Raw genomic sequence first — 20833 nt, forward strand, 5'->3', positions numbered from 1 at the left:
GCGCGGACGGCCCGGCCGGGTGACGCGGGGTCGGCCCCCGAGGATCAGGGGCCGGCCCACCAGCATCGTGCGGTGCGGCGGAGAGCCCCGTCCGGCGCCGTTGACGGGCGGGGCTGTCATGGAGGCTCAGGCCTGCGGTCCGCCCGCGGTCATCCCGTGGACGGCCGGGACGGAGCCGAGGCGGCCCTTCTGGAAGTCCTCGAAGGCCTGCTGGAGCTCCTCGCGGGTGTTCATCACGAAGGGGCCGTAGTGGGCCATGGGCTCACGGATGGGCTGCCCGCCGAGCAGAACGACCTCCAGGTCCGGCGTGTGGGAGTCCTGCTTCTCGTCCGCGCGGACGGTCAGCGAGGAGCCCTTGCCGAAGACGGCGGTCTGGCCCAGCTTGATCGGACGGCGGTCGGCACCGACGGAGCCGCGGCCGGCCATGACGTACGCGAGGGCGTTGAAGTCCTCACGCCAGGGCAGGGTGATCTCCGCGCCCGGCGCCAGCGTCGCGTGGATCATGGTGATCGGCGTGTGCGTGATGCCGGGACCCTCGTGGCCGTCCAGCTCACCGGCGATGACGCGGAGCAGCGCGCCGCCGTCGGGCGAGGTGAGCAGCTGGACGTTGCGGCCGCGGATGTCCTGGTAGCGGGGGGCCATCATCTTGTCCTTGGCCGGGAGGTTCACCCACAGCTGCAGGCCGTGGAAGAGACCGCCGGACATGACCAGGGACTCCGGCGGGGCCTCGATGTGGAGCAGGCCCGAGCCGGCGGTCATCCACTGGGTGTCGCCGTTGGTGATGGTGCCGCCACCGCCGTGACTGTCCTGGTGGTCGAAGGTGCCGTCGATGATGTAGGTCACGGTCTCGAAGCCGCGGTGCGGGTGCCAGGGGGTGCCCTTGGGCTCGCCCGGCGCGTACTCCACCTCGCCCATCTGATCCATCATGATGAACGGGTCGAGATGACGGTAGTTGATCCCGGCGAACGCCCGGCGCACCGGGAAGCCTTCACCCTCATAACCGCTCGGTGCGGTCGTGACGGTGAGCACGGGACGTGCCACGGCGTCGGCCGGCGCGGCCACACGGGGCAGGGTCAGCGGGTTCTCGACGGTCACTGCAGGCATTGTTCGGACCTCCTTGTGCGACCACTTTAGTTGAGCATTGAACTTTCTGCCACCCCTAACAGAGAAAGCCCGGAGGACATTCCCTCCGGGCCCACACGCGCACGGGTCACCCCCGCTCCGCCCCCGGCCGCACCAGCAGCACGGCTGACCGCGGCCGGGCAGCAGAACGCCGCCGGTCGCACAGGACCAGCGGCGGGGTGTCTGTCGAGGTCACGCGGGCACAGTAAGGCCAATCCCGAGGCGGAAGGGGGGATTCAGCCGCCGTACATGGCGATTCAGCCGCCGTACATACGGCGCATCGCGAAGTCGACCATCTGCTCGACCGCCTTCGCGTCGAAGACCATCCGGTGCTCGCCCTCCATGTCCAGGACGAAGCCGTAGCCGGTCGGCAGCAGGTCGATCACCTCGGAGCCGGTGATCACGAAGTACTTGGACTCCTTGCCCGCGTACCGCCGCAGCTCCTTGAGCGAGGTGAACATCGGGATCACCGGCTGCTGGGTGTTGTGCAGGGCGAGGAAGCCTGGATTGTCACCGCGCGGGCAGTAGACCTTGGAGGTGGCGAACACCTGCTGGAAGTCCTCGGCGGCCAGCTGACCGGTGGTGAAGGCACGCACCGCGTCCGCCAGCGACGGTGGCGACGGCTCCGGATAGAGGGGCGGCTGCTGGCCGTACCCCCCGAGACCGCCGGCCATCTGCTGCTGCGGCCCGGCGTACTGCGCACCCGCGTTCTGGTCGTAGCCGTACATGGGCGTAAGCCTACCGAGCCCGCCGGTCTCTCCGAAGCCCCGTCAAGCCTTCTTGAGCCGTCCCCTAGCGCCCGTATATAGAGCCTTCTCACACTTGGAGGGGCAGGGGTTGCTTCTTATTACCGACGGGTAGCATCATCAGGGCTACTTGTTGGTACGTGAACCAGATGCGAGGAGTCAGTGCCTCGCCGAGTCCGATACGGAGCTGTCACCATGGGGCACTACAAGTCGAACCTCCGCGACATCGAGTTCAACCTGTTCGAAGTACTCGGACGCGACAAGCTGTACGGCACCGGCCCGTTCGGCGAGATGGACACGGACACCGCCAAGAGCGTCCTCGAGGAGCTGACGCGCCTCGCGGAGAACGAGCTGGCCGAGTCCTTCACGGACGCGGACCGCAACCCGCCGGTCTTCGACCCCGAGACGAACACCGCCCCGGTCCCGGCGTCCTTCAAGAAGAGCTACAAGGCCTTCATGAACTCCGAGTACTGGCGGCTCGGTCTGCCCGAGGGCATCGGCGGCACCACGGCTCCTCCGTCCCTGATCTGGGCGTACGCGGAGCTGATCCTCGGCTCGAACCCGGCCGTGTGGATGTACTCCTCCGGCCCGGCGTTCGCCGGCATCCTCTACGACGAGGGCAACGACGTACAGAAGAAGATCGCGCAGATCGCCGTGGAGCGGACCTGGGGTTCGACCATGGTGCTCACCGAGCCCGACGCGGGCTCCGACGTCGGCGCCGGCCGCACCAAGGCGATCCAGCAGGAGGACGGCTCCTGGCACATCGAGGGCGTCAAGCGCTTCATCACGTCCGGTGAGCACGACATGGAGGAGAACATCCTCCACTACGTCCTCGCCCGCCCCGAGGGCCACGGCCCCGGCACCAAGGGCCTGTCCCTCTTCCTCGTCCCGAAGTACCTGTTCGACTTCGAGACGGGCGAGCTGGGCGAGCGCAACGGCGCCTACGCCACCAACGTCGAGCACAAGATGGGCCTGAAGGCCTCCAACACCTGCGAGATGACCTTCGGCGACCGTCACCCGGCCAAGGGCTGGCTGATCGGCGACAAGCACGACGGCATCCGCCAGATGTTCCGCATCATCGAGTTCGCCCGCATGATGGTCGGCACGAAGGCGATCTCCACGCTGTCGACGGGCTACCTCAACGCACTGGAGTACGCCAAGGAGCGCGTCCAGGGTCCCGACCTCGCGCAGTTCATGGACAAGGCCGCGCCCAAGGTCACCATCACGCACCACCCCGACGTGCGCCGCTCGCTGATGACGCAGAAGGCGTACGCGGAGGGCATGCGCGCCCTCGTCCTCTACACCGCCTCCGTCCAGGACGCCATCGCGGTCAAGGAGGCGAACGGCGAGGACTCGAAGTCCGAGCACGCGCTCAACGACCTGCTCCTGCCGATCGTCAAGGGCTACGGCTCCGAGAAGGGCTACGAGCAGCTCGCCCAGTCGCTGCAGACCTTCGGCGGCTCCGGCTTCCTGCAGGAGTACCCGATCGAGCAGTACATCCGCGACGCCAAGATCGACACCCTCTACGAGGGCACCACCGCGATCCAGGGCCAGGACTACTTCTTCCGGAAGATCGTCCGCAACCAGGGCGCCGCGCTGAACTCCCTCGCCGAGGACATCAAGAAGTTCCTGGCGCTCGGCACCGGCGGCGAGGAGCTGGCGGGCGCCCGCGAGCAGCTCGCGAAGGCGGCCGTGGAGCTGGAGGCGATCGTCGGCCTGATGCTGACCGACCTCGCGGCCACCGAGCAGGACGTCAAGAACATCTACAAGGTGGGCCTGAACACCACCCGCCTGCTGCTGGCCTCCGGCGACGTGGTCGTCGGCTACCTGCTCCTCAAGGGCGCCGCGGTCGCCGCCGAGAAGCTGGAGACCGCGTCGGCGAAGGACAAGGCCTTCTACACCGGCAAGATCGCGGCGGCGAAGTTCTTCGCGGCCAACGTCCTGCCCGGCGTCACCCTCGCCCGCAAGATCTCCGAGGGCGTCGACCTGGACCTCATGGAGCTGGACGAGGCCGCCTTCTAGTCCCGGCAGCCGCATCCACAGGTTTCCTGCGAGGGCCCGTTCCCGGTAAGGGGGAGCGGGCCCTCGCCCGTCGTTAAGGTGAACCCATGAGCGAACCAGCCCGCTTCGACCGCGGCCACACCGATGACCTCATGTCCTTCCTCGCGGCGAGCCCGTCGCCGTACCACGCCGTGGCGAACGCCGCCGAACGGCTGGAGAAGGCAGGCTTCCGGCAGGTCGCGGAGACGGACGCGTGGGACGGGACGGCGGGCGGCAGGTTCGTGCTGCGCGGCGGCGCGATCGTGGCCTGGTACGTTCCCGAGGGCGCCGCGCCGCACACACCGTTCCGGATCATCGGCGCGCACACCGACTCCCCCAACCTGCGGGTCAAGCCGCAGCCCGACACCGGAGCGCACGGCTGGCGCCAGGTCGCTGTGGAGATCTACGGCGGGCCGCTGCTGAACTCCTGGCTCGACCGGGACCTGGGCCTGGCCGGCCGGCTGACCCTGCGGGACGGCTCGACGCGCCTGGTGAACGTGGACCGGCCCCTGCTCCGGGTGCCGCAGCTGGCCATCCACCTCGACCGGTCGGTCTCCAGCGAGGGGCTCAAGCTCGACAAGCAGCGGCATCTGCAGCCGGTCTGGGGCCTGGACGGCGATGTGCGCGACGGCGACCTGATCGCCTTCCTGGAGGAGGAGTGCGGGCTGCCGGCCGGCGAAGTGGCCGGCTGGGACCTGATGACGCACTCGGTGGAGCGGCCGGCGTACCTGGGCCGCGACCAGGAGCTGGTCGCCGGCCCCCGCATGGACAACCTGCTGTCGGTGCACGCGGGCGTGGCGGCCCTGACCGCCGTGGCGACCGCGGCGGGCTCTGACCGGCCCCCGGCCCACATCCCCGTCCTGGCCGCCTTCGACCACGAGGAGAACGGCTCGCAGTCGGACACCGGCGCGGACGGGCCGCTGCTGGGCAGCGTGCTGGAGCGTTCGGTGTTCGCGCGCGGCGGGTCGTACGAGGACCGGGCCCGCTCCTTCGCCGGCACGGTCTGTCTGTCCTCCGACACGGGCCACGCGGTCCACCCCAACTACGCGGAGCGGCACGACCCGACGCACCACCCGCGCATCAACGGCGGGCCGATCCTGAAGGTGAACGTCAACAACCGCTATGCGACGGACGGTACGGGCCGCGCGGTGTTCGCCGCCGCCTGCGAGAGAGCGGGCGTCCCCTTCCAGACCTTCGTCTCCAACAACTCCATGCCCTGCGGCACCACGATCGGCCCGATCACCGCGGCCCGCCACGGCATCCGGACCGTCGACATCGGCGCGGCGATCCTGTCGATGCACAGCGCCCGCGAACTGTGCGGCGCGGACGACCCGTTCCTGCTGGCGAACGCGCTGAGGGCGTTCCTGGAGGACTAGGGCCTGTCGGGCATGACCACCGTGGCCCCGGGTACCCGACCCCTTCCGGAACCTCCGGATCGCAAGGGGAGGAGACACCCATGGGCCTCGGCGGATGCATCATCCTCATCGCCGCGGGAGCGATCCTCACGTTCGCGACCGACTGGCACATGAAGGGCGTCGACCTCGACCTGGTCGGCCTCATCCTGATGGCCGTCGGACTGATCGGGGTCACGACGTTCACCAGCATCGCCCGGCGCAGGAGGATCGTGGTGCCGCCCCCGACGACGGTCGTCGAGGAGGAGCGGCACCACCACCGTGACGGCTACGGCCACGGCGACGGCTACGGCGTCTGAGCGTCGTCCATCCCCGCGAGGACGAGCGGCAGCCGGTCCGCGCCGCCCTCGGTCAGGCGGACCGGGACGCCCCAGTCCTGCTGGTGGACGTGGCACGCCGGGTACTCTCCCCCAGTCTTCGACCGGGAGGTGCCCCCAGCCGGGTCGTCGTCGCAGGACGCCGCCATCGCGGAGACGTGCAGGACGCCCTCCGTGACGGCCGGGTTCAGCTCCAGCTCGCGTGAGAGGTCCGTGTCCGCGCCCTCACCCTTCAGCAGCAGCTCGGGCGGGGTGGAGGAGACCAGCAGACGGGTCGACGGGCCGTAGCGAATGTCCAGCTTCTGGCCGGCCGGGGCCTGGAAGATCACGTCCAACCGCAGCGTCCCCGGGGCGACTTCGGTCGCCGCGCGCTGGGTGTGGTGGGCGACGGCCGCCACCCGGACCGCCTCCTCCGGGAGCCGCAGCCGGGTCAGGCGGTGGCGGGCCGACTCGACGACCACGATGTCGTCACCGACGAGGACGGCATCGCTCGGCTCCCTCAAGTCGGTCGCCAGCGTGGTCACTTCGCCGGTCGCGGGATCGTAGCGGCGCAGGGCGTGGTTGTACGTGTCGGCGACCGCCACGGAACCGTCGGGCAGCGCGGTCACACCCAACGGGTGCTGGAGCAGAGCCTGTTCGGCGGCCCCGTCCCGATGCCCGAAGTCGAACAGACCGGTGCCCACAGCGGTGTGCACATGACCGTCGAGGTCCACCCAGCGCAGCGCGGACGTCTCCGAATCGGCGAGCCAGAGCCGGTCGGCGGTCGCCGCGAGGCCGGAGGGCTGGGCGAACCAGGCCTCGGCGGCCGGCCCGTCGACGAGTCCCTCGTTGGTGGTCCCCGCCGCCACCGCCACGGTGCCGTCGACCGGGTCGTACGCCCACAACTGGTGCACACCGGCCATGGCGATCCACACCCTGCCGCCGAAGACCGCCACGTCCCACGGGGACGAGAGGTCGATCTCACGGGCCGGTCCCGAGGTCGGCGAGCCCTGCCACCACTGCTTTCCGGTGCCCGCGAGGGTGGTCACCTCGCCGGTGCCGAGGTCCAGCCGCCGCAGGGCGTGGTTGACGGTGTCGGCTACGACCACGGACGCCCCGTCGTCGAGGAGCGCGAGCCCCTGCGGCTCGCTGAAGGAGGCCTCCTGCGCCGAACCGTCCGCGAAGCCGCGCGCACCGGAGCCGATGCGCCGCACGACCGTCTCCCCGTCCCCTTCCAGCTCCACCAGCTGGTGCCGGGTGGTGTCGCTGACCAGGAAGTTCCCGGAGGGCAGGAGCAGCGCCTTGCCGGGGAAGCGGAGAACGGTCGGCTCCGGCTCCGGCGCCACGTACGGCCCGTCGCCGCGCCGCAGCGTCCCCTTCGCCTCGTGCTCGGCCTCCAGCTCCGCCACCAGCCGCTCGATGGCGTGAGCATGCCCCTCACCGGCGTGCTGCGCGACGACGTAGCCCTCGGGGTCGATCACGACGAGCGTCGGCCAGGCACGCACGGCGTACTGCTTCCAGGTGGCCAGCTCGGGATCGTCGAGCACCGGATGCTCGACGCCGTACCGCTCCACCGCGTCCACGACCGCCTGGTGCTCGGCCTCGTGCACGAACTTCGGTGAGTGCACCCCGATGATCACGACCGTGTCCCGGTGCTTCTCCTCCAGCTCGCGGAGCTCGTCCAGGACGTGCAGGCAGTTGATGCAGCAGAACGTCCAAAAATCGAGAATTACGATGCGTCCTCGCAGGTCGGCAAGGGTGTACTGCTTGTCGCCGGTGTTCAGCCAGCCACCCTTGCCGATCAGCTCGGGGGCGCGGACGCGGACGCGGCGGGGAGACGAGTCACTCATGACTCCCAGGGTGCCGCACGGGCAGGTCGAACCACACCGCCTTGCCCTCCGGGTGTACGAGGCCGTCGTACGGGAGGTCAGGGGCGTGGCCCCAACGGCCGTACGTCAGGGCGTCCACGAGGTACAGGCCCCGGCCGCCCCGCTCCCACGTGTCGGGCGTGAGCCCCTTCGTCACCGGCGGGCGCTCGTCCCCGTCGTACACCACCACCCGCAACCTCTCACCCTCCACGGCCAGCCACAACGCGGCGCCGTCGCCCTTGGCGTGCACGCAGGCGTTCGTGACGAGTTCGGAGGTGCAGAGGGTGGCGTCCTCCACCAACTCATCGAGTCTCAGGGCGCGCAAGACGGTGGCGACGAAGTCGCGGGCGATGTGGGGGGAGGTGGCGTGGGGAGGGCAGAGGAGGGTGTACGTGGGCATGGGGGATCAACTCCGGTGGGGGTGAGGGGGGATTGCCCGTTGCTGTCCGGCGCCCCGGGTGTCGACGGACCGGGGTGGCACTTCCAACGGGCTGGGGGGCATGGGGGAGTTGCGGAGAGCGTGACCATACGGACACTCTCCGTGAGTACAGTGGCGACTGTAGCGGCAAATGTTGAGCAGGCTCAACGTTTCAGAAAACTGGCCATCACTCACAAGGAGGACGTATGACGTCGAGGCCCAACCCCACGGCCCGACAGGCTCGTTTGGGGGCTGAGCTTCGCAAGTTGCGCGAGGCCGCTGGAGTCTCGAACAGGCAGGCCGCCTCGCAACTGGACGTCAGCCCGACCCAGATCAGTCACATCGAGTCGGGGCGGTTCGGTATCAGCGAGGAACGGTTGCGCAGGATGGCCGAGTACTACGACTGCGACGACAGTCGACTCCTGGACGCGCTGGTCGAGATGGCGGCTCCTCGCTTCAACAACTGGTGGGACGACTACCGGGGTGTGATGCCACCTCAGGCACTCGACCTGGCCGAACTGGAGCAGAACGCGTCGTACGTCCGCTCGTTCGAGGTAGTGCACATCCCGGGAGTTCTCCAGACCGAGGACCACGTACGCGCGGCCTCGCTCTTCGCGGAACCGAACCTCCCGGAAAGCGAACGCGAGGCCCGCATCGCGTTCCGTATGCGCCGCCAGCAAGTCATCGATTCGGGTACCCCGTACGACGTGATCATCCATGAAGCAGCACTACGGATGCGCGTCGGCGGCTCCAAGGTTGCCCGCGCCCAGCTTGAGCATCTCCTTCGGGCATCCGAGAGGGAATCCGTCACCGTTCGGGTCATCCCGTTCGCGGCCGAGGGCTTCGCAGGGGCGGGTTTTGCCATGCAGTACGTTGGCGGGGTCGTCCCTCAACTCGACACCGTGCAGATCGACACGACGCACGGCGCCGAGTTCATCGACGCCACAGCAAGGCTGAATCGCTACCGAGCCCTCTTCGAAAGCAGCGACGGCGCTGCGCTGACGCAGGATGCTTCCCTTGACCTCATTCGTCGTATCACCCAGGCCCTGTGAAGGAACCCCGTGCCTGAAGCCCTCCAGTGGCAGAAGTCGTCGTTCTCCGGAGGAGCCGGCGACACCAACTGCCTGGAAATAGCCGCCACCACCCCCACCACCCTCCACCTCCGCGAGAGCGACACCCCCGCCACCGCCCTCACACCCGCCCCCACCGCCCTCCGCGCCCTGCTCACCGCGCTGAAACGGTGAGCAGGGCGGCCGCTGGGCCGACGGGTCAGTCCTGGTGGATCACGTTCGTGCCGGAGCCGCCGGACAGGGTGTCCCGGCCCGGGCCGCCGTACAGCTTGTCGTTGCCGCTGTTGCCGTAGAGCTTGTCGTTGCCGCTGTTGCCGTACAGGACGTCGTTGCCCTTGCCGCCGGTCAGGGTGTCGTCGTCGGATCCGCCGTAGAGCTTGTCGTTGCCGTCGTCGCCGGACAGGTACTGGGCGCCGTTGCCGCCGTGCAGCACGTCGTTGCCCTTGCCGCCCTGGATGATGTTGTCGCCGCCGCTCGCGTAGATCGTGTCGCTGCCGTCGCCGCCCCAGGCCAGGCCCTCCGCGCCCACCGTGATGGTGTCGTTGCCCGCGTCGCCCGAGACGTAGGCGCCGTCGAGGCGGCCGGAGTCGGTCAGCTTGTCGTTGCCGGCGCCCAGCGAGATCTCGGCGTAGAAGTAGATCTGGTCGGTGGAGTTCTTGTAGGCGACCGTGTCGTTGCCGTCGCCGAGGTTCATGACCAGGGCGGCGTACGGGTCCTGGCTGTCGACCAGGGTGACCGTGCAGGAGACCTTCGTGTGGTCCGCGCTGACGGGGTAGGAGCAGTCGTGGCCCGCGGTGATCGGGACGACGTCGTCGATCACATAGGTGATGCCCGACTTCTCCGCGGTGAGCGACGCGGTGACGGTGGCCTTGTTGGTCTGGCCGGCGGCGGCCTTGTAGGTGAGCTGCCAGTCGTTCTGGTTGACCGAGGCGGTGGCCGACGACGGCGCCGCGCCGGCGGTGCCGGCCAGGGTGAACGGCACGGCCAGGGCCGTGCCGAGGACCAGCGTCGCCGTCGAGACGGCGCGTATCACCCGGCGGCGGGCGGGACGAGAGCGCATTGCGAAACCTCCGAGAGGAACGTGCAGAATCTTTTTGCGACTTACGCAGCGTTCGACTCGGGACCGATGGGTCTGGTTGGGCAACTTCCTTGCGCGCACCGGAAGTTCAACTGTGGGACACCCCCCGGCCCGGTGGATTCCGGGGAGCGGTGGATTCCGGGGAGCGGTCAGTTCAGCGCGTGTCCGGTGGTCGCGTCCACGTGATCCGGCACCTCGTCATGGCGGTCGCCGACCGTGGACGTGCCGGTGGGCTCGATGACCAGGATCTCGGTGGGCACGGGCGCGTAGGGCTTGTGCTCGGTGCCGCGCGGGACGGTGAACACCGAACCCCGGGGCAGGACGACCGTGCGCTCGCCGGCCGCCTCCCGCAGGGCGATGCGCAGTTCGCCGCCCAGGACGAGGAAGAACTCGTCGGTGTCGTCGTGCACGTGCCAGACGTGCTCGCCCTCGACCTTCGCCACGCGTACGTCGTAGTCGTTGACGGTGGTGGCGATGCGGGGGCTCCACAGAGCGTCGAAGGAGGCGAGGGCGGAGGCGAGGGAGATGGGTTCGTTGCTCATGTCCGTCATCCTGGGCAATGGCCCGGCACCGGCACGAGTGCTAGAAATCGCATATGGCGCAAGGATCCTCTCAACCGGTGCGGCCCCACCGGGTCGCCGTGATCGTCGACGGGGGCACGAACCCGTTCGAGGTCGGTGTCGCCACCGAGCTGTTCGGGCTGCCGCGCCCCGAGCTGGGCCTGCCCCGGCCCCTGTACGAGGTGACCCTGTGCGCGCCGACGCCCGACGTGCGGATGAACCACGGCTTCTTCACGCTGACCGCGGTGCCCGGCCTGGAGGCGGTGGACGAGGCGGACACCCTGGTCGTGCCGGGCCGCCCGGACAACGTCGTGCCGCGCGGGCTCGACGTCCTGGACGCGATCCGGCGCACGCACGCGCGTGGCGCCCGTGTCGTCAGCTTCTGCACCGGCAGCTTCGCGCTCGCCGAGGCGGGACTGCTCGACGGCAGACGGGCCACCACCCACTGGCTGTGGGCCGACTCCTTCCGGACCCTGCACCCCAGGGTCCGGCTGGAGCCGGACGTGCTCTTCGTGGACGAGGGGGACGTACTGACCGCCGCCGGCAGCGCGGCCGCACTCGACCTGGGGCTGCACATCTGGCGCCGGGACCACGGCGCGGAGATCACCAACGCCGTCTCCCGGCGCCTCGTCTTCGCCGCCCACCGGGACGGGGGCCAGCGGCAGTTCGTCGAGCGGCCGGTGCCCGACGTGCCGGACGAGTCGCTCGGCCCGCTGCTGGCATGGGCGCAGGCACGGCTGGGCGAGCCGCTGACGGTGGCGGACCTGGCCGACCGCGCGGCCGTCTCCCCCGCCACGCTGCACCGCCGGTTCCGTGCCCAGCTGGGCACCACCCCGCTGGCCTGGCTGACGGGAGAGCGGGTCACGCTGGCCTGCCGGCTGATCGAACGGGGAGAGGAACGGCTGGACGTCGTCGCCGCGCGCAGTGGCCTGGGCACGGCGGCCAACCTGCGGGCGCGGCTGCGACGAGAGACGGGGCTGAGCCCGTCGGCGTACCGGAGGCGGTTCGGGCCGTGACCGTTTACTCGCCCCCTGACGGATGCGCGCGGACACGTCCGTGATGATCGTCCCGGACACGTCCGTGATGATCGTCCCGCACCGGGGAAGCGGTAACCGCATGAGATTCCTCGTACGCGACCGGCTCCTCGGCTTCGGTGACGACTACTGGATCGAGGACGAGCACGGCGACAAGGTGTTCCTCGTCGACGGCAAGGCGATGCGGCTGCGCGACACCTTCGAGCTGAAGGACACGCGCGGGCGGGTCCTCGTCGACATCCACCGCAGGATGTTCGCCCTGCGGGACACGATGGTCGTCGAGCGCGGCGGTGAGCCGCTGGCGACCATCCGGCGCAAGCGGCTCTCCCTGCTGCGCAACCACTACCGCGTGTCACTGGTGGACGGCACGGAACTGGATGTCAGCGGCAAGATCCTCGACCGCGAGTTCGCCGTCGAGTACGACGGCGAACTGCTCGCGGTGATCTCCCGACGGTGGCTGCACGTCCGGGAGACGTACGGCGTCGACGTCGTACGGGAGGACGCGGACCCGGCGCTGCTGATCGCGGTGGCGGTGTGTGTGATCCACCTGGCGGAGAAGGAGCGGGAGGAGGGCTGAGGCGAGCTGAGCAGGACCGGGGAGGACTGGGGAGGGCCGAGGAGGACCGGGGAGGACCGACGGCCGCCGTGTCCGGTCCGCCGAAGGATGTTAGAAAAGAGGCATGGCGGGAATCTTCGGCCGCCTGCGTTCGGTGCTGAGCGCGCGCACCGTCGCCCGGCAGGTGTTCGTCCTTCAGGCGGCGATCGTGATGCTCCTCGTCGTCGCCGCGGTCGTCGCCGTCGTACTCCAGGCCCGCGCCGACACCGAGCGCGAGGCCCGCAACCGTTCCCTCGCCGTGGCCCAGACCTTCGCTCACGCGCCGGGCACCGCGAAGGCGATGACCGGTCCGGACCCGTCCGCGGTGCTCCAGCCACGTGCCGAGGCGGCCCGCAAGGCATCCGGCGTCGATTTTGTCGTGGCCATGTCTACGGAAGGAATCCGCTACACCCACCCCGACCCCTCCCAGATCGGCAAGCACTACATCGGCACCATCGGCCCGGCCGCGAGGGGCGGGATCGTCCGGGAGACCTACACGGGCCCGCTGGGCCCCTCCGTACGCGCCGTCGTCCCCGTGAAGGACGCGCACGGCAAGGTCGTCGGTCTCGTCGCCGCCGGGGTCAGGCTCTCCGAGGTGAGCGGGGTCGTCGCGCACCAGTTGCCCTGGCTCATCGGCTCGGCGGCCGTGGCCCTCGCCATCGCCACCGCCGGCACCGCCCTGGTCAGCAGGCGGCTGCGGCACCAGACGCACGGCCTGGAGCCCGCCGAGATGACACGGATGTACGAACATCACGACGCCGTCCTGCACGCCGTACGGGAAGGCGTGCTGATCATGGACGGTGAGGGCAGGCTGGCGCTGGCCAACGACGAGGCGCGCCGACTGCTCGGGCTCGCTCCGGACGCGGAGGGATGCCCGGCCCTCGACCTCGACATCGGCCGCGACATGGCCCGGCTGTTCGCCTCCGGACGGGACGCCACCGACGAGGTCCACCTGGCGGGGGGACGGCTGCTGGCCGTCAGCCAGCGGTCGACCGACCGTGACGGCGGACCGCCGGGCAGCGTCGCGACCCTGCGGGACACCACCGAGCTGCAGGCCATCACCGGCAGGGCGGCCCAGGCGCAGGAGCGCCTGAGACTGCTCTACGACGCCGGGCTGGAGATCGGCACCGGACTCGACGTGACCCACACCGCGCAGGAACTGGCGGACGTCGCGGTGCCCCGGTTCGCGGACTTCGCCACCATCGACCTGGCGGCTCCCGTCCTGCGCGGCGGGGAGCCGCAGGAGGGCAACGGGGACATGCGCCGCGTCGCGTTCCGGGGCGTGCGGGAGGACAGCCCGCTCTACCGGCTCGGCGAAGTGATCCGCTTCGTCCCGGCCACCCCGCAGGCCTTCGGCTTCGGCAGCGGCGAGGCCGTACTGGAGGCGGACCTGTCCACCTTCTCCGGGTGGCAGGCGCAGGACCCGGAACGGGCACGGAAGATCGTCGCGTTCGGGATCCACTCGATGATCGCGGTCCCGGTGCGCGCCCGCGGCGTCATCATGGGCGTGGCCACCTTCTGGCGCTCCGGCTCGCGCGAACCCTTCGAACAGGACGACCTCTCCCTCGCCGAGGAGCTGGTGGCCCGCGCCGCCGTCAGCATCGACAACGCCCGCCGCTACACCCGCGAGCACAGCATGGCCGTCACGCTGCAGCGCAGCCTGCTGCCCCGGGCCCTGCCCGACCAGAGCGCCCTCGACGTGGCCTACGGCTATCTGCCCGCGCAGGCCTCGCAGGGCGGGGTCGGCGGGGACTGGTTCGACGTCATCCCGCTGCCCGGCGCCCGGGTGGCGCTCGTCGTGGGGGACGTCGTCGGCCACGGTCTGCACGCGGCCGCCACGATGGGCCGGCTGCGGACCGCCGTCCACAACTTCTCCTCCCTGGACGTCCCACCCGACGAGCTCCTGTGGCACCTGGACGAGCTGGTCACCCGTATCGACGAGGACGAGGCCGACGGCAGCGAGGGCCCGCCGGTCACCGGGGCCACCTGCCTGTACGCCGTCTACGACCCCGGCTCCGGGCTGTGCACCCTGTCCCGCGCGGGCCATCTGGAACCCGCCGTCGTCCACCCGGACGGGAGCGTGGAGATCCTCGACGTCCCCGGCGGGCCCCCGCTGGGCCTGGGCGGCCGCCTCCCCTTCGAGACGGCCGGGCTGATGCTTCCCGAGGGCAGCGCCCTGGTGCTGTACACGGACGGGCTGATCGAGGACCACGGCCGCGACATCGACGAGGGTCTTGAGCTGCTGCGGCGGACGCTGGCCGGGCCCGGCCGCACGCCGGAGGCGACCTGCCGGGCGGTGCTGGAGGCCCTGGTTCCCGAACGGCCCCGCGACGACGTCGCCCTGGTGGTCGCCCGTACCCGGATGCTCGCCGCCGACCGCATGGCGGTCTGGGACGTGCCGGACGACCCGTCGGCCGTCGGCCGCATCCGCGCGGCGGCCACCCGGACGCTGAACGAGTGGGGGCTGACGGAGGAGGCGTTCACGACCGAGCTGATCCTCAGCGAGCTGGTCACGAACGCCATCCGGCACGCCACCGCCCCCATCGGCGTCCGCCTGATCCGCGACCGCACCCTGATCTGCGAAGTGTCCGACGGCAGCAGCACCGCCCCGCACCTGCGCAGCGCGGCCGCGACGGACGAGGGTGGGCGGGGTCTGTTCCTGGTGTCCCAGTTCGCCGAGCGCTGGGGCACCCGTTACACGGCGGACGGCAAGGTCATCTGGACGGAACAGCCCCTGGAGCCCGAGATCTAGCCCGAGATCCCGGGCTGGATCCAGCTCAAGGTCTAGCCCGAGGTCTCCGAGACCTCCGGAGTTTCTGAGGTCTCCGGAGTCTCCGAGGTCCGGGCGATACGGCGCGGGGGCTCCAGCCCCAGCATCCGGTCCTTCAGCGCGGGGAACTGCTCCCGGGTCGCCGCCACCCTCCCGGCGTCGAACTCCACCGTGAGCACCTGCTCCCGCGGCCCCGCCTCCGCCAGCACCTCGCCCCACGGATCGACCACGATCGAGTGACCCGCCTGCGGAACCCGGGCGTGGGTCCCGGCCGTTCCACACGCGAGCACGAACGCCTGGTTCTCGACCGCCCGCGCCCGGGCCAGCAGCGTCCAGTGCGCGCGTCGGCGCTCGGGCCAGCCCGCCGGGATCACCAGGGTCTCGGCGCCGGCGTCGACCAGCCCGCGGAAGAGTTCGGGGAAACGGAGGTCGTAGCAGGTGGCCACGCCGAGGGTGGTCTCCGGCAGGCGGACCGTCACCAGTTCCCGGCCCGCGCCCATCAGCACGGCCTCGCCCTTGTCGAAGCCGAAGCGGTGGATCTTGCGATAGGCCGCGACCAGATCACCGGAGGGGGAGAAGACGAGGGACGTGTTGTAGAGGGGACCGTCAGGGTCCCGCTCCGGAATCGAACCCGCGTGCAGCCAGACGCCCGCGTCGCTCGCCGCCTTGACCATCGCCTCGTAGGTCGGGCCTTCGAGCGGCTCGGCCTCGCTCCCGAACGCCTCGTACGCGAAGGCGCCCGTCGTCCACAGCTCGGGCAGCACGACGAGATCGGAACCCGCCTGCTCCCGCACCAGAGAGGCAACTCGCCGCCTACGGGATTCGACCGATTCGCCCTCTTCTACGGCGATCTGGATCAGCGAGGCGCGCACACTACCACCGTCCTGGCATTCGAGCCGTCCATACGGGCCTACGATCGTCACACGAAAGCACTGCCGGGGTGCCTCACAGCAGCGTAACTTAGCGTCTCAAGACACCCGCCGAGTGCAGCCACCTCCCGCTGGCAACGCTGCCACCAACCGCCCGTGTACCGACCGCCGAGGGGTCCCGTTCCGTGAGTCTGCATCCCACCCTCCAGCCCTACGCCGACGCCTGGACCCACTCCATCGAAGCGATATCCGAGCTGGTGCAGCCGCTTGTCGAGGGCGAGTGGAACCGTCGGACCCCGTGCCCCGGGTGGTCGGTCCGTGACATCGTCTCGCACGTCATCGGCATGGACTGCGAGATGCTCGGCGACCCGCGCCCCATCCACTCCCTGCCGCGCGACCTGTACCACGTGACGAACGAGCACCAGCGCTACAACGAGATGCAGGTAGACGTCCGCCGCCACCACACGGCCCCGGAGATGACCTCCGAGCTGGAGTACACGGTCATCCGCCGCAACCGCCAGCTGCGCAACGAGACCCGCGACCCCGGCCACAAGGTGCGCGGCCCACTCGGCACGGAGATCACGCTCGGAGAGGCGATGTGCAACCGCGCGTTCGACGTGTGGGTCCACGAGCAGGACCTGCGCGCGGCCCTGGGTGTTCCGGGCAACCTCGACTCCCCCGGCGCGCACATCACCCGTGACGTGCTGCTCGCCGAGCTGCCCCGCGTCGTCGCCCAGGCGGCGGACGCCCCGCGCAGTTCGGCGGTCGTCTTCGACGTGTACGGGCCCATCGAGTTCCTGCGCACCATCCGCGTCGACATCCAGGGCCGCGGCACCCTGGAGACCGCGCCCGCCCTCGGCCCCGCCGCCTCCTTCACCCTGGACTGGGAGACCTACGTCCGCCTGGCCTGCGGCCGTGTGACACCGGAGGCCGTGGCCGAGCGGGTGAAGGCGGAGGGCGAGCCGGAGCTGACGGCGGCGATCCTGCGGAACTTCACGGTGACGCAGTAGGGGGGTCACCCCGTCGGCTCGGTCGGCTCGGGCGGCTCACGCGGGGACGTGCACCGTCTCCACCCGGCTGGCGACCAGCCGTTCCCGCTCCCGTCGCGCCGCCCGCCCGCGCAGCCGCAGGATCTGGCTGACACCCAGCGCCTGCAGGACGAACACCGCCGAGAACGCCACGGTGTAGTCGTCGCCGGTGGCGTCCAGCAGGACGCCGATCGCGAACAGGGTCGTCATCGAGGCGACGAAACCACCCATGTTGGTGATGCCGGACGCCGTGCCCTGTCGCTCGGGCGGGTTAGCGGGGCGGGCGAAGTCGAAGCCGAGCATGGACGCCGGGCCGCAGGCGCCGAGCACCGTGCACAGCACCACGAGGAGCCACATCGGCGCCCGGTCCGCGGGGTAGAAGAGGGTCACCGCCCACACGATGGCGGTGGCCGCGACCGTGCCGAGCGCCAGCGGCAGCCGCGCCGCGTGGTGCCGGGCGACGATCTGGCCGTACACCAGACCGACCACCATGTTGGAGAGAACGACCAGGGTCAGCAGTCCGCCCGCCGTGGCCCGGTCGAGGCCCTGGGCCTCGACCAGGAACGGCAGGCCCCACAGCAGCAGGAACACCATCGCCGGGAACTGCGTGGTGAAGTGCACCCACAGGCCGAGGCGTGTTCCCGGCTCCCGCCAGGACGCGACGATCTGCCTGCGCACATAGGCCGCGCCCTGGTGCGGGAACGGCTCCGGCTCGTAGCCCTCGGGATGGTCCTTCAGGAAGAGCAGGACGAGGACGAGGACGACCGCGCCCGCCAGCGCGCTGCCCGCGAACGCCGGGGTCCAGCCGATTCCGTGCAGCAGCCGGGACAGCAGCAGCGTGGAGACCAGGTTGCCCGCCATGCCGACCAGTCCGGCGAACTGCGCGACCAGCGGCCCGCGCCGCACCGGGAACCAGCGGGTGCCGAGGCGCAGCACGCTGATGAACGTCATCGCGTCACCGCACCCGAGCAGCGCGCGCGAGGCGAGCGCCGTGCCGTACGACGGCGAGAACGCGAAGCCCAGCTGACCCGCCGTGAACAGCACGGCCCCGATGCCCAGCACCTTCTTGGTGCCGAGCCGGTCGACCAGCAGGCCCACGGGTATCTGCATGCCCGCGTAGACCAGGAGCTGCAGGATCGAGAACGTGGACAGGGCCGAGGCACCCACATGGAAGCGGTCGGCCGCGTCGAGGCCGGCGACGCCCAGTGACGTACGGAAGATGACGGCGACGAAGTAGACCGAGACGCCGATGCCCCAGACGGCGACGGCACGGCGGCCGCCGGGAGGGTCTCCCGGAAGGGTGGCGCTCCTCATCGGACCTCACCCCGCGCGAGGTGCGAGAACCAGCTCACGTGCCGGTGCACGACCGCGACGGCCGCCTCCGCGTCGCCGGAGCGCAGGGCCTGGAGGATCTCCTCGTGCTCGGTGAGCGTCTTGGCGATCCGGTCGGGGTGGGAGTGCATGACGGCGACACCCATCCGCAACTGGCGGTCGCGGAGCTGGTCGTAGAGGCGGGAGAGGATCTCGTTGCCGCCGCTGCGCACGATCTCGGCGTGGAAGCAGCGGTCGGTGACCGCGGCCGCGGCCAGGTCCCCGGCGGCGGCCTGCTCCTTCTGCCGTGCGAGCAGCTCCTCAAGACGCTCGATCAGGCCCGGCCGTGCGGGTACGGCCTTGCGGGCCGCGTGCTCCTCCACCAGAAGCCGGGTCTCCACCACATCCGCGATCTCCTGCGCGGAGACGGGCAGCACCAGGGCGCCCTTCTTCGGGTAGAGCTTGATCAGGCCTTCCACCTCCAGCCGCAGCAGCGCCTCGCGCACCGGGGTGCGCGAGACCCCGACGGCCTCGGCCAGCTCGCCCTCGGTGAGGAGAGCGCCGCCCTGGTAACGGCGGTCCAGAACACCCTGTTTGACATGGGAGTAGACGCGGTCGGCGGCGGGGGGCTGCTTGACGGCCATGCTCATGCCCACATGATAGATACAACACGTACGCATGGGGGTGGCGGTCCACCATGCGGACGGACTGAAAATATCCCTCAGGAACAGCACAACCTTCTGTGCTACTTACGTGTCACACACGTGCGGCCCTACTCCCCCTGCCACCGCAACTCGGCCGCACCGTAGGGGCATTCGACACTATTCGGGGTATTTGACTTGATTACCGGCATTAAGGGCATCCGTCTCCGCAGGGCCGCAGCCGTCGCCGTGACGTCCGGCGCGCTGCTCGCCACCGGCGCCCTCACCGCGGCACCCGCGCAGGCCGTCACCACGCCCTCGATCGTGGCCAAGGGCGGCTACCTGATGAACAACGCGAACAGCACGACGTTGTTCAAGAAGGCGGCGGACACGCAGCTTCCCACCGGCTCGACCACGAAGATCATGACCGCGAAGGTCGTGCTCGCCCAGTCGAACCTCAACCTCGACGCCAAGGTCACGATCCAGAAGGCCTACAGCGACTACGTCGTCGCCAACAACGCCTCCCAGGCCCACCTGATCGTCGGCGACAAGGTCACCGTCCGTCAGCTGCTGTACGGCCTGATGCTGCCGTCCGGCTGCGACGCCGCCTACGCGCTCGCCGACAAGTACGGCTCGGGCACGACGCGGGCCGCGCGCGTGAAGTCGTTCATCGGCAAGATGAACACCACCGCCAAGAACCTCGGCATGACGAACACGCACTTCGACTCGTTCGACGGCATCGGCAACGGCAACAACTACTCGACGCCGCGCGACCTGACGAAGCTCGCCAGCAACGCGATGAAGAGCTCCACGTTCCGCACGGTCGTGAAGACGAAGTCGTACACGGCGAAGACCGTCACCAAGACGGGCAGCATCCGCACGATGTCGCCGTGGACCAACACCAACGGCCTGCTCAGCAGCTACAGCGGCACCATCGGCGTGAAGACCGGCTCCGGCCCCGAGGCCCACTACTGCCTCGTCTTCGCCGCCACCCGCAACGGCAAGACGGTCATCGGCACGGTCCTCGCCTCCACCTCCATCGCCCAGCGCGAGGCGGACGCGAAGAAGCTCCTGAACTACGGCTTCGCCAAGCTCGGCTGACAGCCACCCAGCACCACGGGCCCGTCGCGGATCGCGGCGGGCCCGTTGCGCATTCCGGAGGGCGTGCGTGGTCGCGAGGCTTCCTCAGGTGAGCTGGTCGTAGGTCTTGAAGGTGTAGGAGGCGTCGTACGACAGCAGGTTCCCGTCGGCCGCCGGCAGCCCGAGCCGTCGGTTGAGGGACGGGGTGAGCGGCCCGCAGTGCTCGGCGGCCGGAGCGGCGAAGGTGTCGTCGTACGCCGAGAACTCGATCACCGGCGGATCCTGGGAGACCCACTTGGAGGGACCCGAGCGCTTCATCTGGAAGTCGACGGGTTCGCCGGCTCCGATGGTGCAGCCGTGCGGCAGCAGCGGGCTCACGAGCCGGAAGCGGAGGCTGAACTTCCCGGTGTAGAAGTCGGACCGGCCCCCGTACTCCGGCTGTATCGCCATCCCCAGGACCGGCGCGTGATCGCCCGCGGGGGTGCCGGTCAGCCCTCCCGGCACGGCGGTCGGCTCACTGTGCATCGCTCCCCACACCTGCCCGTCGCTGCCGTCCGGCAGGGGACCCTCGGCGTGCGTCATGGTGATCCGGGCGAAGTTCACGGTGACCTTGCCGATGGTCAACCGCGTTGCGGCGGTGTGCACTTCGCATCTCCAACGGGCCGGGTCGACACCGTCGGGCAGCGTGGGACAGTCACTGAAATCGGTCGCGGACACGGTGGCGGCGCGGGGAGCGGAGTAGGCGACACCCGGCGCGCACACCGCTGCGGCACCGGCGAGGACCGCGGCGCCCGCGACGGCGGCGACACGGCGAACGGCAACGGAAGCGTGCCTGGAAGCAACGGATTTCGTCATGGCACCAGCCTTCCGCCGGCGTCACTCGGCCACCATCCGT

General features: G+C 70.2%; 19 protein-coding genes and 1 pseudogene. 10 read left to right on the forward strand and 10 right to left on the reverse strand.

The window, feature by feature from the left end; all coding sequences use genetic code 11:
- Window positions 1-126: 126 nt before the first annotated feature.
- Together ACIPSA_RS23065 and ACIPSA_RS23070 are read right to left on the reverse strand one after the other, a co-directional pair.
- Entirely contained in the window at window positions 127-1104 is a 978-nt protein-coding gene (locus tag ACIPSA_RS23065; RefSeq protein WP_402637854.1) for a pirin family protein, read from the reverse strand.
- A 275-nt stretch (window positions 1105-1379) separates the two neighbouring features.
- Window positions 1380-1850 (reverse strand): SseB family protein, encoded by a 471-nt coding sequence (locus ACIPSA_RS23070; protein WP_402637855.1) that lies wholly within the window; start codon window positions 1848-1850, stop codon window positions 1380-1382.
- A gap of 213 nt (window positions 1851-2063) precedes the next feature.
- On the opposite strand from ACIPSA_RS23070, the gene ACIPSA_RS23075 reads away from it, so the two are divergent.
- The 3 genes from ACIPSA_RS23075 to ACIPSA_RS23085 all read left to right on the forward strand — a co-directional run bounded on the left by ACIPSA_RS23075 (window position 2064) and on the right by ACIPSA_RS23085 (window position 5619).
- On the forward strand, window positions 2064-3890 hold the full coding sequence (locus ACIPSA_RS23075) for an acyl-CoA dehydrogenase (RefSeq protein ID WP_402637856.1): 1827 nt from the start codon (window positions 2064-2066) through the stop codon (window positions 3888-3890).
- A gap of 86 nt (window positions 3891-3976) precedes the next feature.
- Entirely contained in the window at window positions 3977-5284 is a 1308-nt protein-coding gene (locus tag ACIPSA_RS23080) for a M18 family aminopeptidase (RefSeq protein WP_402637857.1), read from the forward strand.
- Between the two features lie 80 nt (window positions 5285-5364).
- Window positions 5365-5619 carry a DUF6458 family protein gene (locus ACIPSA_RS23085; RefSeq protein ID WP_402637858.1) on the forward strand — a complete coding sequence of 85 codons (255 nt, stop codon included), beginning with the start codon at window positions 5365-5367 and terminating at the stop codon, window positions 5617-5619.
- Here the strand turns inward: ACIPSA_RS23085 and ACIPSA_RS23090 are convergent.
- Both ACIPSA_RS23090 and ACIPSA_RS23095 read right to left on the reverse strand, forming a co-directional pair.
- A complete protein-coding gene (locus ACIPSA_RS23090; protein ID WP_402637859.1) occupies window positions 5607-7466 on the reverse strand; it encodes a thioredoxin-like domain-containing protein in 1860 nt (619 codons plus the stop codon). The genes ACIPSA_RS23085 and ACIPSA_RS23090 overlap by 13 nt on opposite strands.
- A complete protein-coding gene (locus ACIPSA_RS23095) occupies window positions 7459-7884 on the reverse strand; it encodes an ATP-binding protein (RefSeq protein ID WP_402637860.1) in 426 nt (141 codons plus the stop codon). The genes ACIPSA_RS23090 and ACIPSA_RS23095 overlap by 8 nt, the downstream gene beginning before the upstream one ends.
- A 224-nt stretch (window positions 7885-8108) precedes the next feature.
- Here ACIPSA_RS23095 and ACIPSA_RS23100 point away from each other — a divergent pair, with 224 nt between their 5' ends.
- Window positions 8109-8954 (forward strand): Scr1 family TA system antitoxin-like transcriptional regulator, encoded by an 846-nt coding sequence (locus tag ACIPSA_RS23100; protein ID WP_402637861.1) that lies wholly within the window; start codon window positions 8109-8111, stop codon window positions 8952-8954.
- 9 nt (window positions 8955-8963) lie between these two features.
- Window positions 8964-9146 carry a DUF397 domain-containing protein gene (locus ACIPSA_RS23105; protein WP_402637862.1) on the forward strand — a complete coding sequence of 61 codons (183 nt, stop codon included), beginning with the start codon at window positions 8964-8966 and terminating at the stop codon, window positions 9144-9146.
- 25 nt (window positions 9147-9171) lie between these two features.
- Here the strand turns inward: ACIPSA_RS23105 and ACIPSA_RS23110 are convergent, their stop codons facing one another.
- Both ACIPSA_RS23110 and ACIPSA_RS23115 read right to left on the reverse strand, forming a co-directional pair.
- Window positions 9172-10032, reverse strand: coding sequence for a calcium-binding protein (locus tag ACIPSA_RS23110; RefSeq protein ID WP_402637863.1), 861 nt, complete (start codon window positions 10030-10032; stop codon window positions 9172-9174).
- 167 nt (window positions 10033-10199) lie between these two features.
- The gene (locus ACIPSA_RS23115) at window positions 10200-10592 is read right to left on the reverse strand and encodes a cupin domain-containing protein (RefSeq protein WP_402637864.1); all 393 of its coding nucleotides are present in this window, start codon (window positions 10590-10592) and stop codon (window positions 10200-10202) included.
- 53 nt (window positions 10593-10645) lie between these two features.
- Between ACIPSA_RS23115 and ACIPSA_RS23120 the strand changes: the two genes are divergently transcribed.
- The 3 genes from ACIPSA_RS23120 to ACIPSA_RS23130 all read left to right on the forward strand — a co-directional run bounded on the left by ACIPSA_RS23120 (window position 10646) and on the right by ACIPSA_RS23130 (window position 14991).
- Window positions 10646-11626, forward strand: a complete 981-nt coding sequence (locus tag ACIPSA_RS23120; RefSeq protein WP_402637865.1) for a helix-turn-helix domain-containing protein — start codon at window positions 10646-10648, stop codon at window positions 11624-11626.
- A 100-nt stretch (window positions 11627-11726) separates the two neighbouring features.
- On the forward strand, window positions 11727-12221 hold the full coding sequence (locus tag ACIPSA_RS23125; RefSeq protein ID WP_402637866.1) for an LURP-one-related/scramblase family protein: 495 nt from the start codon (window positions 11727-11729) through the stop codon (window positions 12219-12221).
- Between the two features lie 103 nt (window positions 12222-12324).
- Window positions 12325-14991, forward strand: coding sequence for a SpoIIE family protein phosphatase (locus ACIPSA_RS23130; RefSeq protein ID WP_402637867.1), 2667 nt, complete (start codon window positions 12325-12327; stop codon window positions 14989-14991).
- 98 nt (window positions 14992-15089) lie between these two features.
- On the opposite strand, the pseudogene ACIPSA_RS23135 reads toward ACIPSA_RS23130, so the two are convergent.
- Window positions 15090-15881: pseudogene (locus ACIPSA_RS23135) on the reverse strand (carbon-nitrogen family hydrolase); the annotation flags it as partial.
- 182 nt (window positions 15882-16063) lie between these two features.
- Between ACIPSA_RS23135 and ACIPSA_RS23140 the strand changes: the two are divergent.
- On the forward strand, window positions 16064-16888 hold the full coding sequence (locus tag ACIPSA_RS23140; protein ID WP_402637868.1) for a maleylpyruvate isomerase family mycothiol-dependent enzyme: 825 nt from the start codon (window positions 16064-16066) through the stop codon (window positions 16886-16888).
- Window positions 16889-16924: 36 nt separating this feature from the next.
- Here ACIPSA_RS23140 and ACIPSA_RS23145 read toward each other — a convergent pair whose 3' ends face one another.
- Both ACIPSA_RS23145 and ACIPSA_RS23150 read right to left on the reverse strand, forming a co-directional pair.
- Window positions 16925-18220, reverse strand: coding sequence for a nitrate/nitrite transporter (locus tag ACIPSA_RS23145; RefSeq protein WP_402637869.1), 1296 nt, complete (start codon window positions 18218-18220; stop codon window positions 16925-16927).
- Window positions 18217-18867 carry a GntR family transcriptional regulator gene (locus tag ACIPSA_RS23150; RefSeq protein WP_402637870.1) on the reverse strand — a complete coding sequence of 217 codons (651 nt, stop codon included), beginning with the start codon at window positions 18865-18867 and terminating at the stop codon, window positions 18217-18219. Before ACIPSA_RS23150 ends, ACIPSA_RS23145 begins: the two co-directional genes overlap by 4 nt.
- A 189-nt stretch (window positions 18868-19056) precedes the next feature.
- On the opposite strand from ACIPSA_RS23150, the gene ACIPSA_RS23155 reads away from it, so the two are divergent.
- The gene (locus tag ACIPSA_RS23155) at window positions 19057-19959 is read left to right on the forward strand and encodes a D-alanyl-D-alanine carboxypeptidase family protein (protein ID WP_402637871.1); all 903 of its coding nucleotides are present in this window, start codon (window positions 19057-19059) and stop codon (window positions 19957-19959) included.
- Window positions 19960-20043: 84 nt separating this feature from the next.
- Here ACIPSA_RS23155 and ACIPSA_RS23160 read toward each other — a convergent pair whose 3' ends face one another.
- On the reverse strand, window positions 20044-20793 hold the full coding sequence (locus ACIPSA_RS23160; RefSeq protein WP_402637872.1) for a hypothetical protein: 750 nt from the start codon (window positions 20791-20793) through the stop codon (window positions 20044-20046).
- Window positions 20794-20833: the final 40 nt, after the last annotated feature.

This window comes from Streptomyces sp. NPDC086549, from assembly GCF_044746205.1.
In the GTDB taxonomy this organism is placed as follows: Bacteria; Actinomycetota; Actinomycetes; order Streptomycetales; family Streptomycetaceae; genus Streptomyces.